Here is a 13,899-nt window from a genome sequence, read left to right as displayed (position 1 = left end):
GAGACGATCTCGAAAAATCAGCGCGAGTAGAACTCGATGACGAGGTTCGGTTCCATCTGCACGGGGTAGGGCACCTCGGTGAGGCCCGGGATCCGGGTGACGCGGGCGGTCATCTTGTGATGATCGACCTCGATGTAGTCCGGCACGTCGCGCTCGGCGAGCTGCGAAGCCACGACCACGATCTCGAGCTGGCGGGAGGCTTCCTTCACCTCGATCACGTCGCCGGCCTTGACCTGGTAGCTCGGGATGTTGACCCGGCGGCCGTTGACCTTGATGTGCCCGTGGTTGACGAACTGGCGCGCCGCGAACGGGGTCGCCACGAACTTCGAACGGTAGACCACGGCGTCGAGGCGGCGCTCGAGCAGGCCGATCAGGTTCTCACCGGAATCGCCGCGCAGGCGGATCGCCTCGGCGTAGTAGCGGCGGAACTGCTTCTCGGTGATGTTGCCGTAGTAGCCCTTGAGCTTCTGCTTGGCGCGCAGCTGCGTGCCGAAGTCGCTCATCTTGCCCTTACGGCGCTGGCCGTGCTGGCCGGGGCCGTATTCACGGCGGTTCACGGGGCTCTTCGGGCGGCCCCAGATGTTCTGGCCCATGCGGCGATCGAGCTTGTGCTTCGCCTGGATGCGTTTTGACATCGCTGTTCCTCTGGAACAAATTTTTGAGGAACGCGCCCTCCTCTCCCTCTTCGCCGGAGCGGTGAGGGCGACAGGGCGGCTGTTACCGCCCACGGGTGCGCATGAAATGCGACGGGGCCCCAAACCGGAGCCCCGAACACGAGCGGGTGCCTAGACGAGAACGCCGGCACGGTCAATGCCGCGCCCCGTGCCGTGACTCCGTCGCACCCCGGTCCTCACCTTTCGTTAACCCTCGTATCGCCTGAATCGCGCGAGAGACTCCCCGAACTCTGACGGAGCGCCGACCCATGCCGACGCCAGCCACCCGCGCCAGCCTGATCGGGCTTGCCCTTGCCAGCGGCCTTCTCGCCGGCCCCGCGCGAGCCGACTTCCAATCCTGCCTTGCCGGCATCCAGGCGCAGGCCGCCGGGGCCGGCGTCTCGGCCCAGACCTTCCGCGCCGCGACGGCCAACATCGCCTACGACGACAAGGTGATCGAGCTGTCCCAGGCGCAGCCGGAATTCAAGACGCCGATCTGGGACTACATGTCGGCGCTGGTCGACGAAGAGCGGGTCGAGGACGGGCGCGCGGCCATGCGCCAGCATGCCCAGGCGTTGGCGAACGCGGAGGCACGCTACGGCGTCGATCGTCACACCATCGCCGCGGTGTGGGGCGTCGAGTCCAATTTCGGCAAGAACCTCGGCAAGATGCCGCTGGTGCAGTCCCTCGCCACGCTCGCCTGTTCGAGCAACCGCCGTCGCGACTTCTTCCGCAGCGAACTGATCGCGACGCTGAAGATCATCGAGCGCGGTGACATCGAGGCCTCGCGGCTGACCGGCTCCTGGGCCGGCGCCTTCGGCCAGACGCAGTTCATGCCGACCACCTACCAGCGTCTCGCCGTGGACGGCGATGGCGACGGGCGGCGCGACGTGGTCGATTCGGTGGCCGACGCGGTCGCCTCCACCGCCAACTTCCTGCGCGTCGCCAAGTGGTCGAACGGGCAGCCCTGGGGCTACGAGGTGCGGCTGCCGCGCGGCTTCAACGTCGCCGCTGCGGGCCGCAAGAACAAGCACGCCGTCGGCCATTGGGCCTCGCTCGGCGTCACCCGCGTCGATGGCAAGGCGCTGACGGGGGAGGGGCCCGCCGGCATCATCGCGCCGGCCGGCATCAATGGCCCGGCCTTCCTCGTGACGAAGAACTTCGACGCGATCTATTCCTACAACGCCGCCGAGTCCTACGGGCTGGCCATCGCCGTCCTCTCGGACCGCCTGCGGGGCCGCCCCGGCGTCCAGGCCGACTGGCCGACCGACGATCCGCCGCTCTCGCGTGCCGAGCGCCGCGACCTCCAGACCCGCCTGACCGCCCGCGGCTACGATGTCGGCGAGCCGGACGGGAAGGTCGGCTCCAAGACCCGCGAGGCGATCAAGGAGATCGAGCGCCAACTCGGCATGCCGGCCACCGGGCGACCGGGCGGAAAGGTGCTGGAGGCGTTGCGGCGGGGGTAACGGTACCCCGGCGCGCCGGATCGTCGGCCTTGGCTGCGCATACGATCCGGCGTCAATCCGGGAGGAACCGTTCTCGCATCGTCCGGACGAACCCCTCGGCCTGAGCGAGAGCCCAATCGGCTTCCTCGGCCAAGGGTGCTCCGGCCATGTCATCGGCGCGGATGCGAACGTCCTGAAGTCGATTGAAAGCGCCATCCAACGCGGACATCGACTTGACCGGTTTGCATCAACGCTTGGCCGAAGGCGGCAACCACTCCGGCCTGCGTCTTGATCGTCATCCCGCCGCGAAGATGACTGGTCGCCATCAACGAAGCTCACGCGACGTCAAACATGGCGTGATAGGCCCGGCTGCAACTGCCTTCGGTATCGCCGACTTCGAGAAGGAGCCGAGCCGCCGGCGCTCGCTTGGCCTCGCCGATGAAGGCAATGGCGATGGCGCCATTCGCGCTCCCAGAGTGGCACGGCCTGAACGAGCAGCCCGGTTTCCATCAGAATGTCGAAGGCGATCTCGCCCGAGATACGGCTGCGCTCGGCGTCGCTGTCAGCGTGATACGTTCCTCGGGCTCGGCTTCCGAGTGGGAAGATCTCGCGGGTGGGGTAATGCCCCCCGATCCGCGTGAGAACAGCGCGCAGGCCGCGCTCCGTCGCATCGTCCGGAAACGGCGATCGACAAGCGTCCGTGCTCGGCTCCGGATCGGAGATCGACCTGTGATGGACGCCACACCGGCTGCCCGTACCGGTTCTCTCCATAGGTGCATGGAAACACAAAACAAAAAACCCGCCCCGATCTTCTCGGGACGGGCGCATCGGTAAAAGCGGCCCCGTAGGACCACTCTTAGAGGGGATTTACTCCGCGGCAGTCGCGGCAGCGGCCTTCTGGGCCTTGGCGGCCTTCTCGGAGCGGTCCGAACGCTCGACGATACGGGCCGACTTACCGCGGCGATCGCGCAGGTAGTAGAGCTTGGCGCGACGGACCTTACCGCGGCGGACCACCTTGATCGAATCGATCATCGGGGAGTGCACGGGGAAGACGCGCTCCACGCCCTCGCCGTAGGAGATCTTGCGGACGGTGAAGCTCTCGTTGAGCCCGCCGCCGTTCCGGGCGATGCAGACGCCCTCATAGGCCTGGACGCGGGTACGCTCGCCTTCCTTGACGCGGACGTTGACGATGACCGTGTCGCCCGGCTCGAAATCCGGAATGGTCTTGGCGAGGCGGGCAACTTCTTCCCGCTCAAGCTGCTCGATGATGTTCATGAAAGGCTCCGGCCGTTAGCGCCCGTCCGGTAAAGTCCGGGCGTCAGGATTTCGGCATCCTGTTGTGAGTTGGGCGGGGCTGTACAGGATGCCCGCCGCCTTGTCGATGGGGATCGTGCCCGGCTGCCGCGATCACCCGAGCGGGAGCGTCACGATACGATCACGCTCCCGGTCGCCGGCGATCCGTCAGGGGCGATCAGTTCCGGAGGGAACCGGTGGTCGTGACCGCGGCCTGCGGCTTCGCCTTAGGGGCCTCGGACTTGTGTGTCTCGGGCTTGGAGACCTCGGCGGCCTTCTCGTCCTTGCCGGGCTTCTTGCCCAGGACCTTGCTGAAGGCGCTCACATCGCCGTCCGCGTCGGCCACGGTGACGCGGGGCGGCTTGGCCGAGCCGGGCTTGGCGTGACCCGCTTTGCTCTCAGCCGCTTTGGCCGGCTCCTGCACGGCGACCACCGTCGTCGGCTTCGCCGATTCCTTGGCCTGCTCCTTACGGGCGGCGGCGGCCTTGGTCGGGCCGGGGGCGTCGGCGGCGGCGATCAGGACGGGCTTGCCCTTGGCATCGACCTCGAACTCGTTCGGTCCGAGCGCGAGGCTCTCCGGCCGGCTGACGTCACCGAGGTGATAGCGGCCGTATTCCTTGGCCGTGTAGGCGAGCTCCTTCTCCTTCTCCTTTTCCTTCTCGTTCTCGATCAGGCTGGCGAAGGTCGGCCCTTCCGGCTTCTGGGGGCGGAAGACCGGGTTCTGTCCGCCGTCATCGTAGACGACGCGGGTCGCGGGCGTGCCCTTGGCGATCAGCTCGGCAACCTCGTGGCTGTCCCGGTCGCGCTTCTCGGCGACCAGCGGATCGACCCGCGGCGTGCAGTTGCCCGCCGCCACGTCGGCCCCGCCGAACACGTATTTGGTGCCGCAGGCCGCGACCCGCGGCTCCTCCTTGAGGGTCTCGAAATAATCCGAGCCCTCCTTGAGGTTCTTCCAGAACGGCGCGTTGGGGTCGCTGCGGAACTTGGCGATGTTCGAGGCCGTCATCCGGAAGGGGTAGGATTGGAACTGGAAGGCGCGCTGGCCGCCGTTGAAGGCCTCGCGGGCGATGGCGTAGATCTCCGACATCGAGGCGTCGGTCATCGCGAAACAGCCCGACGACGAGCAGGTGCCGTGCACCATGATGTAGTTGCCGGTGCCGCCCTTGGCCCGGTCGATGGCGTTGGGGTAGCCGACATCGAAGGAGAGGTAGTAGCTGGAGTTCGGGTTCATCTGCCCCGGCGTGATCGCATAGAACCCTTCCGGCGCCTGCCGGTCGCCCTGCTTCAGCTTGGGGCCGAGCTGGCCCGACCAGCGGCAGATCGGGAAGGTCTTGAGCAGCGCGTACTGGCCGTTGGCGCCGCGCTTCCACACCTCCATCTCCGCTTCCTTCTTGAAGGCGCGGATCAGGATCGGGTCGGTCTGGCTCATGCCCTTGGTCTGCATGAGTGCGAGCGTCTGCGGGGGAATCGGTGTCAGGCTGCGGGTCGAAGCGCCGCCGAGCATGGCGCTGTCCTGGCAGGCACCGAGGGTCATCGCCAGAGCGACGGCAGCAGCCGCCACAAACGGACGCACAGCCATGGGGAACCCGTCCTTACGTGTCCTCGCCCGCAGGGCAATTCCTGCCCTTTTGCGGACGTCACTCCCCGAACCCTATAGCCTCGCTAAGCTTACCCAGAACTTACCGCAAGGCAGCAATCCACATTGTGGACAGGCGTTGCAAATCCGTCACGGTTCCGCGGGAAATGGGCTGTGCTCCCGCATGACAACCTTCACGAAGGCGTCATCGGCGGAATCGGCGAAGCGAACACCGACCGATGGCGAACGAATCTCGATCCGGAGCCAGTCGAGATGCGGCTCCTGCGCGAGCACGCTCACTGTCCGGCTCTCCCCCTGGTGCAGCTGAAGCATCAGGAGGTGATTGTCCGCACCCCGCGCCGTCAGCGCATCGCGGATCGCCCGAACCGTCGCCGCCTCGGTGGGGAGGGCGGTCATCAGGTAGAAGCGGTTGCGGGCACCGGGCCGGTCCAGTGCCGCACGCAGCCGCCGCACGCCGGCTTGCAGGAAGCGGTAATCCTCGTCGCTGGCCGCCGGGTCGTGGTGGTTGAACACGAACGGAATCGCGTGCCGATCCCGGTAGAGGAGATGGCGGCAACGCGTCTCGTTCGGCGCCTGCCGCTCATGCAGGGGCGTGCTCTCGTAGTGGCGCCGGTCGAGCAGATCGGAAAAGTCGTCGGCGAGGCAATCGCGGACCATTCCCGGCGACGAGAAGATCCAGTCGAAGGGCGCCGACCATGTGCGCAGATCGAGCCCCTTCAGGATCTGCGCGGTATGGCAGTGGCTGCCGAGCGAAATGTGGTTGACGGCGCCGGGCTCGCGGAGGTCGCGCCGGCCGAGGCGGCGCAGGCCGTTCAGCAGGCCCGCGCCGAGCCCCCGTTTCACAGCTTGCGGCCGATCTCGAGAAACTTCTGCGCGCGCCGGTCGCGGACCTCGTCCGGGCTCAAGCCTTCGAACTCGGCCAGCGCGCGGGCGATGGCGTCACCGGTGGCGTTGAGCGCCGCCTGACGGTCGCGGTGGGCGCCGCCGGTGGCTTCGGGGACGATGGAATCGATGATGCCGAGGCGCAGCAAATCCTGCGCGGTGATCTTCATGGCGGTGGCGGCGTCGTGCGCCCGGCCCTGGTCGCGCCAGAGGATCGAGGCGGCGCCCTCCGGGGAGATCACGCTGTAGATGGCGTGTTCCAGCATCATCACCGTGTTGGCGGTGGCGATGGCGATGGCCCCGCCCGAGCCGCCTTCGCCGATAACGACGGCGACGTTCGGCACGCCGAGCGCCAGACAGGCTTCCGTGGAACGGGCGATCGCCTCGGCCTGGCCGCGCTCCTCGGCCTCGATGCCGGGGAAGGCGCCGGCGGTGTCGACGAAGGCGAGGACCGGTAGGCCGAAGCGGTCGGCGGTCTCCATCAGGCGCACGGCCTTTCGGTAGCCCTCCGGCCGGGCCATCCCGAAATTGTGCCGCAGCCGCGCCTCGGTGGTCGCGCCCTTCTCCTGGCCGAGGACGCAGACCGGGCGGCCGCGAAAGCGCCCGAAGCCGCCGATGATCGCCTCGTCCTCGCCGAAGGTGCGGTCGCCGGCCAGCGGCGTGAACTCCTCGATCAGCCCGGCGCAGTAATCGACGAAATGCGGCCGCTGCGGATGGCGCGCGACCTGCGTCTTCTGCCAGGGGGTGAGGGCAGCGTAGATTTCGGCGAGCGCCTGGGCCGCCTTGCCCTCCAGGCGCCCGACCTCCTCGCTGATCGAGACCGCGCCGTCGCGCTGGCCCAGGGCCTTGAGTTCCTCGAGCTTCGCCTCGAGTTCCGCCACGGGCTTCTCGAAGTCGAGATAGGAGCGCATCACCGCCATCGATCGTCGGTCCAACTTTTTGCTCGGCAGCCGTGCACACGCCCGGCGCCCTGCGACCGGCGCGAGGTGTTCAGGGAAGCGGGCATAGGTGTCAACCGCCGCTTAGCGTCAGCGCGTGCGGCGCAGCAAGATCGACTTCGCCGAACCATTGGGGCAAGTCGTGGGGCGTGAGGGGCCGCGCGGCCCGTGAAGCGGAGGGAATTTCATGAGCCTGCAAGGGAAATCCGCCGTCGTCACCGGCTCGACGAGCGGCATCGGCCTCGCCATCGCCAAGAGCTTCGCCAAGGACGGCGCGAACATCGTCCTCAACGGCTTCGGCAAGCCCGAGGAGATCGAGCGCACGCGAACCGGCATCGAGAGCGAGTTCGGCGTGAAGGCGGTCTACTCGCCCGCCGACCTCACCAAGCCCGACGAGATCGGCGGGCTGATCGCACTCTCGGTCGAGACGTTCGGCGGCATCGACATCCTCGTGAACAATGCGGGCATCCAGTACGTCTCGCCGATCGAGGACTTTCCGGTCGAGAAGTGGGACCAGATCATCGCGCTCAATCTCAGCTCGGCCTTTCACACCCTGCGCGCGGCCGTGCCGCACATGAAGGCGAAAGGCTGGGGCCGGGTCATCAATACGGCCTCGGCGCACTCGATGGTCGCCTCGCCCTACAAGTCGGCCTATGTCGCGGCCAAGCACGGCGTCGTCGGCCTCACCAAGACGGCGGCGCTCGAGCTTGCCACCCACGGGATCACCGTGAACTGCATCTCACCGGGCTATGTCTGGACCCCGCTGGTGGAGAGCCAGATCCCGGACACGATGAAGGCGCGCGGGCTCACCAAGGAGCAGGTGATCGAGGACGTTCTGCTCAAGGCGCAGCCGACCAAGGAATTCGTGACGATCGATCAGGTGGCCGCGCTCGCCCTGTTCCTGTGCACGGACAGCGCCAGCCAGATCACCGGCGCCAACATCGCGATGGATGGCGGGTGGACGGCGCAGTAGCACCGACGAACGGGAGAGCGCGACGCGACAGCATCGTCCCGAAAGGTGGTTGCCGGCTTTCGGAAAAAGATGATGCAAAAGCGAGAGCCTCGATCATCGTCCTGGATCAGGTGTCCAGGACGATGATCGAGCGCCGCGCTCCGAACTGTTTCGCTCAGCGGCGCGAATGCAGCAGCAGGGCGAGGCCGTAGCCGACCGCGCCGGCGATCAGGAGAGCGAGGAACGGGTTCTCCCCAACCTGCGTCTCGACCCGCTCGCGCCCATCGCGCAGATACGTGCCGCCGTTACGGCTGACGCGGTCATAGGCGTCCTCCGCATAGCCGCCGACATCGTCGGCGATGTCGCGCACGGTGTCCTTGGCCTGCCCGTAGATGCGCTGCGCGCGGCCCTCGGCTTCCCGGTAACGGCCTTCCAGCGAATCCCGGTCCGAGCCGAGCGCATCGCCCACCACGCCTTGCGCCCGCCCGCCGAGATCCTTCGCGGTGCCGACGATGCGATCCGTATCAACCATGGCGGAACTCCTGCTTTTGTCAGGCCCGCCGCCTTGAGAGTTCGGGCGGGCATCGGACAGGAGAACGTTCGAGGAAGGAATCGGTCCCGCGCCGCAGCGAAAAAGCGGCGTCCCCCGTCCCGCTGAGGAAACGACTCAGCCCGCCTCCGCCAGCACCACCGCCCGCGGCGGCGGCAGGTTGGAGCGCAGCTCGCGGCCGACCGCCGAGGAGGTCGCGACGGTGCCGAGATTGACGTAGGTCTCGTGGTTCTTCTCGATCGCCGACAGGTCGTAGAGGTAGTTCACCATCAGCCCGTAGGACTGACGCAGGCCCTTCTTCGAGGTGTCGCCGAGGAAATTCATCCGCTCCAGCCGCGCGCCGTTGCCGAGATGGAAGCGGGCCACCGGATCGAGCGGGCGGCCCTTCTCGTTCTTGGCGCGCAGGAAATAGGCGGCCGCCGCGGGCAGCATGGCGCGCCGCACCGCCTCGCACTTCGTCTTGTCGCTGCGCCAATCTTCGGTATCGAGCAGGCGCAGCGCCTCCACATCCTCCCGCGTCAGGCCCTGCGGCGCGTCGGCGCCACGCTCCCGGTCGAGCCAAGTGCGGAAGCCGGGCACGGGCGAGAGGGTGACGAAGGTCTTCAGCGAGGGAATCTCACGGGCGAGATCCTCGACCACCTGCTTGATGAGGAAGTTGCCGAAGGTGACGCCGGCCAAACCCTTCTGGCAGTTCGAGATCGAGTAGAAGATCGCGGTCGTGGCGCTCCGCGCGGGCACCGGTTCGCGCCCGTCGGCCAGGATCGGCTGGATCGCCGGGGCGATGGCGTTGGTGAGCGCCACCTCGACGAAAATCAGCGGCTCGTCGAGCAGGGCCGGGTGGAAGAAGGCGAAGCAGCGCCGGTCCGTCGGCTGGATGCGGCGGCGCAACTCGTCCCAATCGGCGATCTCGTGGACCGCCTCATAGCGGATGATCTTCTCGAGGATGTCGGCCGGCGTCGACCAATCGATCGGGCGCAGAACGAGGAAGCCCCGGTTGAACCAAGAGGCGAACAGGTGCTCGAAATCGCTATCGAGGCTCACCGCCGCATCGATCGTCTCCGGGGCGGCTTCCCGATCCTTCAGGCGCTTGCGTAGCGTGAACAGATCCTCGCGCATCCGCACCAGCGCCAGGGTGCCACCGCGGGCGAGATTGAGCCGCCGGATCAGTTCCTGAGAGCGCGGCTCGGCCGCCACGTGCAACAGACCGAGTCGGGCCCGCGTCGGGTCAGCGCGGTAAGCGGCGATGGCCGCGTCGACCGCATCATGGTCGGCGCCGAATTCGGTGGCGATGAGTTCGAGGAAGGCGAGCCGGTCCTCAAGGGGAAAGGCGGCGTAGCGATCGAGGATCAAGCGGGCGAGCGCGACACCCGAGGCTTCGCCGCGACGGGAAATCAGGTCTTCGCAGAATCGGGTCAGGTCGGCCGCGCTCGCCGTCCGCGCCAGATCGGAGCGGGCCAAGCCGATGAGATCCCGGCCCCGGTCGCTGATGGTCTGGATGAGATCGCCGAGGAACGAGATCGCCGCCATGACCGAACAAGCCCTTGGATCCGCCGAGCCGACGCAGACAAGGCTCGGCCGTTACCGGAACCTAGAGCCTACACCGCCTCGGCGCCAGATATGGGAAGCATGCGGGGGCTCCGCCGGGAACACCATTCCCCTGAGCGAATCGCGCTGCGCCGGCAGGCCATGGTCGACCGAGGCCGACCCGTCGGCCGCCCTTAGAACTGCGCTTCCGCATGCGGCGCGAGATCCACCGTATCGGCGCGCTCGCGCCAGTCGTTCACGCCGCGTGAGCGGGCAAAGCGGATCTCCGCGGCCTTCAGGGCGCGCTCCGGATCGCGCGCGCGAGAAATCTCGACGAAGCCGACCGTGAAGGGCACTCCGAGGATCTGCTTCGCGAAGTGGACGCGGTAATTCGGCATACACGACTCCTCATCTTGAAGCGGCGGCCGGCCACCCGGGGAAAATGTGCGCCATCACGCGCCCATCTGTAAATGGTTGCCCGGCCAAGCTGCTGCAAAGGCTGTGTGTTTTTCTTACAATTGTTCATATAGGCCGTCTTTTGAGGGATGCTACCATCACGCGTCGGTATGTCCTCGGCACGACGTCCGTTCCGCATTCGACCGTGGCGAGGGTACGGTCTTCGACCGTGCGTTTCGGCAGGCCGTCGGAGCGAAACAGGACATTCTGCCGCGCGACGGCTACGCCTCGTTGTGTCGTCAGGGCTGGCGGTTCGGCTGCGGCCTGCCGTATGGGGCGGTCCATGCCGTTTGTCCTGCCCCTCGATGCCTCTCCGTCCCAGCCCTCCGAGATGCGGGCAGCGCACCGATGAGCCGTGAAGCGGGCGGCGACCGCGCCTTATCCCCCACGACGCGCGTCGGGCTCACCCTGATTGCGGGTGGGGCCGTCGCCAACATCTACTACAATCAGCCTCTCCTCGCGGTCCTCGTTGCCGAGTTCGGCGAGCGGGCGGCCCTGCTCGTGCCTACGGCCAGCCTCGTCGGCTACGGCCTGGGCATCCTGTTCCTCGTGCCCCTCGGCGATGCCCTGCCGCGGCGCGACCTCATCGTGTGGCAGTTGCTGGGGCTGGCGGTCGCCCTGGTCGTCGCCGCGCTCAGCCCGAATCTCACCGTGCTCGCGACGGCCAGCCTCGTCATCGGCGTACTCGCCTGCGCCGCGCAGCAGGCGGTGCCCTTCGCCGCCGAGCTTGCGCCCGATGCGAGCCGGGGACGGATCGTCGGCGGCGTCATGACCGGCCTGCTCTCCGGCATCCTGCTCGCCCGCACCGCGAGCGGCTTCGTCGGCGCGCAGTTCGGCTGGCGCGCGGTGTTCTTCGCCGCAGCCGGCCTCGCTGTCGCCATGGCGGCGGTCGCGTGGCGCACGCTGCCGCGCAGCGCACCGAAGCAGCGCCTGCGTTATCGCGCGCTGATGATCTCGCTGCTGCATCTCGTGCGCAGCCAGCCGATCTTGCGCAACGCCAGCCTGTCCCAGGCCCTGCTGTTTGCCAGCTTCAACGCGTTCTGGGCGACGCTGGCCCTCCTCGTCGAGGCGCCCCCCTTCGATCTCACCGCGGCGGGCGCGGGCTTGTTCGGCGTCATCGGCGTCGCAGGCGCGCTGATCGCTCCCTATTCCGGCCGCTACAGCGACCGGCGTGGCGCCCGGCCAGTGGTGATCGTCGGCAGCGCCCTGGTCGCGGCGGCCTTCGCGGTGCTGGCGCTGGCCGGTGAGGTGTCGCTCCTCGCCATCGCGGCAGGCGTGCTGCTCCTCGACATCGGCATCAACGGCGCGCTGATCGCCAACCAGACCCGCGCCTACGCCCTGGCGCCGGGCGCCCGCGGGCGCGTCAACACCGTGCTGTTCACCGCCGTCTTCATCGGCGGGGCGGCCGGCGCCTTCCTCGGCTCGCGCGCCTTCCTCCTCGCGGGCTGGCCCGGCGTCTGCGCCGTCGGCGGCGCCTTCGCGCTCGCCGCGTTGGCCGTCTCCTGGCTGGGCGGCCGATCCCAGCCTACTTGAGCACCCGCGAGAGGCGGCACCACGCCGCCTTATCCGGGGGCAGGCCGAAGCGCAGCCGCTCCGGCGCTTCGGCAAAGCGCCGCACGTAGATCCCGGCCTCGCCGAGTGCCCGGAACAGGCCAGGCCCGTCCGGGAAATCCGCCGTACGGAACAGGGCCGTCCCGCCGACGATTCGTCCGCCGGCCCGCCCGATCATCCGGTCGAGGCGGCCTGCGTCTTTCGCCCGGGCGGCGGCGGCTTCGCGGCGCCACGCGGCATCCGGCAGCGCCGCGCAGCCTGCGGCGATGGCGGGGCCCGAGACCGCCCACGGACCGAGGGCGGATTCGATGCGCCGCGCCAGCGCCGGCTCGGTGAGCGCGAAGCCGAGCCGGAGGCCCGCGAGTCCGTAGGTCTTGCCGAACGAGCGCAGGATCACGAGGCCGGGCCCCGGCCGCGCGGCCTCCACGGGTTCCAGATCGGCGAAGGCCTGATCGAGCACGACGAGACCTCCCCCGGCGACGCGCGCCAGCGCCTCAGCCGAGAGCACGCGCCCGTCGGGATTGTTGGGGCTGACCGCCACCACGACCTCAGCACCCTCGACCTCGCGCGCGTCGGTCACCATCCGCACCGTATGGCCGGAGCGGGTCCAGGCGGCGGCGTGCTCGGCATAGGTCGGGCCGACCACCGCAACGCGGGAGGGCGGCAGGAGCCGCGGCAGGGTCTCGATCAGGATCTGCGTGCCGGGCGCGGCGACGACATGGTCCGGACCCGGCGCGCCGTAGGCCGCCACTGCCGCGGATTTGAGCCGGGCAAGGTCGGCGGGGGAGGGCAGGCGGTAAAGGGCACTGGCTATGAGGGGCGGCAGCGGATAGGGCACCGGGTTGATACCGGTGGAAAGGTCGATCCACGGCTCGGGCGCCCCCGGAAACAGCCGGCGGGCCGCGTCGAGATCGCCGCCATGCGCAATCCCGTCGCGCGAACCGTCCGTCAGCACCTCGCGTCCGCCCATCCCGCCCTGCACCGACCCTGCCAACGATGTCCTGGATCGCCCTGACCCATCCGCCCGATACCCTCGGCATCCTGGCCCTCGCCCTGCTGATCGAGGCCGTGGCGGGTTATCCGGACCGCCTCTACAGGGCGCTCGGCCATCCTGTCACCTGGATCGGCGGGCTGATCGCCGCGCTCGAACGCGGGCTCAACCGGGGCACGCCGCGAACGCGCCGGCTCGGCGGCCTCCTGGCTCTCATCGTACTGCTCGCCACGGTGGCCGCCGTCACCCTGGGGCTGACGGCGCTCGCCGCGCTCACGGGCCATGGGTTCGGCCTGATGGTCCTCGCGATTCTCGCCGCGAGCCTGCCGGCGCAGCGCAGCCTGTTCGTCCATGTCCGGCGTGTCTCCGCCGCCCTGCGGACGGAGGGGCTGGCCGGGGGGCGCACCGCCGTGTCGATGATCGTCGGCCGAAACCCTGAAAGCCTCGACGAGGCGGCCGTGTGCCGGGCCGCGATCGAGAGCCTCGCCGAGAACTTTTCCGACGGTATCGTCGCGCCGGCCTTCTGGATCGGCGCCGGCGGGCTCACGGGCGGCGCGCTCTACAAGGCGATCAACACCGCCGACAGCATGGTCGGCCACCGGACCCCCCGTTACGAGGCGTTCGGCTGGGCTTCCGCCCGTCTCGACGACCTCGTGAACCTGCCCGCTTCGCGGCTCACCGCCCTCCTGCTGATCGCGGCGGCGGCCCTGAGCCGGGATGTCTCCGCGACGGGTGCGTGGCGGGCAATCCGCCGCGACGCGGGCCGCCACCGCTCGCCCAATGCCGGCTGGCCCGAGGCGGCCATGGCCGGCGCATTGGGGTTACGGCTCGCGGGCCCACGCATCTACGGCGACACCCGCGTCGAGGATGCCTGGATGGGCGACGGGCGGGCCGAGGCCAACCCCGACGACATCGTGCGCGCGCTGAAGCTCTATCGGACGGCCTGCGCGCTTCAATTCACGCTGGTCATTGCCGGCGCTGGGATTTGGTTTTACATTGTCTGACGAGCACTCACTATTAAAATTGCGGCGACAGAGTATCGAATACAGACCATCCGAAATAGATAG

At 68.5% G+C, this 13,899-nt stretch carries 13 protein-coding genes; 4 read left to right on the top strand and 9 right to left on the bottom strand.

Annotated elements, in window-relative coordinates; all coding sequences use genetic code 11:
* Nucleotides 1–17: 17 nt before the first annotated feature.
* The gene (gene rpsD / locus E4V01_RS10535) at nt 18–635 is read right to left on the bottom strand and encodes a 30S ribosomal protein S4 (RefSeq protein ID WP_060771962.1); all 618 of its coding nucleotides are present in this window, start codon (nt 633–635) and stop codon (nt 18–20) included.
* A 287-nt stretch (nt 636–922) separates the two neighbouring features.
* Between rpsD and E4V01_RS10530 the strand changes: the two genes are divergently transcribed.
* A complete protein-coding gene (locus tag E4V01_RS10530; protein WP_060771961.1) occupies nt 923–2,119 on the top strand; it encodes a lytic murein transglycosylase in 1,197 nt (398 codons plus the stop codon).
* Nucleotides 2,120–2,965: 846 nt separating this feature from the next.
* Here E4V01_RS10530 and rplS read toward each other — a convergent pair.
* The 4 genes from rplS to E4V01_RS10505 all read right to left on the bottom strand — a co-directional run bounded on the left by rplS (nt 2,966) and on the right by E4V01_RS10505 (nt 6,781).
* The gene (rplS, locus tag E4V01_RS10520) at nt 2,966–3,373 is read right to left on the bottom strand and encodes a 50S ribosomal protein L19 (protein WP_056198127.1); all 408 of its coding nucleotides are present in this window, start codon (nt 3,371–3,373) and stop codon (nt 2,966–2,968) included.
* A 196-nt stretch (nt 3,374–3,569) separates the two neighbouring features.
* Nucleotides 3,570–4,970: a L,D-transpeptidase family protein gene (locus tag E4V01_RS10515; RefSeq protein ID WP_135298301.1), complete on the bottom strand. Its 1,401-nt coding sequence runs from the start codon at nt 4,968–4,970 to the stop codon at nt 3,570–3,572.
* 147 nt (nt 4,971–5,117) lie between these two features.
* Entirely contained in the window at nt 5,118–5,831 is a 714-nt protein-coding gene (locus E4V01_RS10510; RefSeq protein ID WP_135298300.1) for a DUF1796 family putative cysteine peptidase, read from the bottom strand.
* Complete coding sequence (locus E4V01_RS10505) at nt 5,828–6,781, bottom strand: acetyl-CoA carboxylase carboxyltransferase subunit alpha (protein WP_182567907.1); 954 nt, start codon at nt 6,779–6,781, stop codon at nt 5,828–5,830. The genes E4V01_RS10510 and E4V01_RS10505 overlap by 4 nt, the downstream gene beginning before the upstream one ends.
* Nucleotides 6,782–6,995: 214 nt before the next feature.
* On the opposite strand from E4V01_RS10505, the gene E4V01_RS10500 reads away from it, so the two are divergent.
* Nucleotides 6,996–7,781 (top strand): 3-hydroxybutyrate dehydrogenase, encoded by a 786-nt coding sequence (locus tag E4V01_RS10500; protein WP_060771957.1) that lies wholly within the window; start codon nt 6,996–6,998, stop codon nt 7,779–7,781.
* A 154-nt stretch (nt 7,782–7,935) separates the two neighbouring features.
* On the opposite strand, the gene E4V01_RS10495 is transcribed toward E4V01_RS10500, so the two are convergent.
* The 3 genes from E4V01_RS10495 to E4V01_RS10485 form a co-directional block, all read right to left on the bottom strand.
* Nucleotides 7,936–8,292: a CsbD family protein gene (locus tag E4V01_RS10495; protein ID WP_060771956.1), complete on the bottom strand. Its 357-nt coding sequence runs from the start codon at nt 8,290–8,292 to the stop codon at nt 7,936–7,938.
* 135 nt (nt 8,293–8,427) lie between these two features.
* Complete coding sequence (locus E4V01_RS10490; RefSeq protein WP_135298299.1) at nt 8,428–9,837, bottom strand: malonyl-CoA decarboxylase; 1,410 nt, start codon at nt 9,835–9,837, stop codon at nt 8,428–8,430.
* Between the two features lie 191 nt (nt 9,838–10,028).
* The gene (locus tag E4V01_RS10485; protein ID WP_060771954.1) at nt 10,029–10,232 is read right to left on the bottom strand and encodes a hypothetical protein; all 204 of its coding nucleotides are present in this window, start codon (nt 10,230–10,232) and stop codon (nt 10,029–10,031) included.
* A gap of 406 nt (nt 10,233–10,638) precedes the next feature.
* On the opposite strand from E4V01_RS10485, the gene E4V01_RS10480 reads away from it, so the two are divergent.
* On the top strand, nt 10,639–11,823 hold the full coding sequence (locus E4V01_RS10480; RefSeq protein WP_135298298.1) for an MFS transporter: 1,185 nt from the start codon (nt 10,639–10,641) through the stop codon (nt 11,821–11,823).
* Here the strand turns inward: E4V01_RS10480 and cobD are convergent.
* The gene (gene cobD / locus E4V01_RS10475) at nt 11,816–12,811 is read right to left on the bottom strand and encodes a threonine-phosphate decarboxylase CobD (protein WP_135298388.1); all 996 of its coding nucleotides are present in this window, start codon (nt 12,809–12,811) and stop codon (nt 11,816–11,818) included. The genes E4V01_RS10480 and cobD overlap by 8 nt on opposite strands.
* A gap of 26 nt (nt 12,812–12,837) precedes the next feature.
* Between cobD and cbiB the strand changes: the two genes are divergently transcribed.
* Entirely contained in the window at nt 12,838–13,836 is a 999-nt protein-coding gene (cbiB, locus tag E4V01_RS10470) for an adenosylcobinamide-phosphate synthase CbiB (protein ID WP_135298297.1), read from the top strand.
* Nucleotides 13,837–13,899: the final 63 nt, after the last annotated feature.

Source organism: Methylorubrum sp. Q1 (assembly GCF_004683995.1).
Classification (GTDB): Bacteria; Pseudomonadota; Alphaproteobacteria; order Rhizobiales; family Beijerinckiaceae; genus Methylobacterium.
The sequence above is the reverse complement of the archived record's forward strand: the minus strand, read 5'-3'. Positions and strand labels throughout refer to the sequence as shown.

What these genes read in the sequence shown, in the direction of transcription:
- rpsD (WP_060771962.1), bottom strand. Translation starts at nt 635, where the DNA reads ATGTCAAAACGCATCCAGGCGAAGCACAAGCTCGATCGCCGCATGGGC.
- E4V01_RS10530 (WP_060771961.1), top strand. Translation starts at nt 923, where the DNA reads ATGCCGACGCCAGCCACCCGCGCCAGCCTGATCGGGCTTGCCCTTGCC.
- rplS (WP_056198127.1), bottom strand. Translation starts at nt 3,373, where the DNA reads ATGAACATCATCGAGCAGCTTGAGCGGGAAGAAGTTGCCCGCCTCGCC.
- E4V01_RS10515 (WP_135298301.1), bottom strand. Translation starts at nt 4,970, where the DNA reads ATGGCTGTGCGTCCGTTTGTGGCGGCTGCTGCCGTCGCTCTGGCGATG.
- E4V01_RS10505 (WP_182567907.1), bottom strand. Translation starts at nt 6,781, where the DNA reads ATGCGCTCCTATCTCGACTTCGAGAAGCCCGTGGCGGAACTCGAGGCG.
- E4V01_RS10500 (WP_060771957.1), top strand. Translation starts at nt 6,996, where the DNA reads ATGAGCCTGCAAGGGAAATCCGCCGTCGTCACCGGCTCGACGAGCGGC.
- E4V01_RS10495 (WP_060771956.1), bottom strand. Translation starts at nt 8,292, where the DNA reads ATGGTTGATACGGATCGCATCGTCGGCACCGCGAAGGATCTCGGCGGG.
- E4V01_RS10490 (WP_135298299.1), bottom strand. Translation starts at nt 9,837, where the DNA reads ATGGCGGCGATCTCGTTCCTCGGCGATCTCATCCAGACCATCAGCGAC.
- E4V01_RS10485 (WP_060771954.1), bottom strand. Translation starts at nt 10,232, where the DNA reads ATGCCGAATTACCGCGTCCACTTCGCGAAGCAGATCCTCGGAGTGCCC.
- E4V01_RS10480 (WP_135298298.1), top strand. Translation starts at nt 10,639, where the DNA reads ATGAGCCGTGAAGCGGGCGGCGACCGCGCCTTATCCCCCACGACGCGC.
- cobD (WP_135298388.1), bottom strand. Translation starts at nt 12,811, where the DNA reads ATGGGCGGACGCGAGGTGCTGACGGACGGTTCGCGCGACGGGATTGCG.
- cbiB (WP_135298297.1), top strand. Translation starts at nt 12,838, where the DNA reads ATGTCCTGGATCGCCCTGACCCATCCGCCCGATACCCTCGGCATCCTG.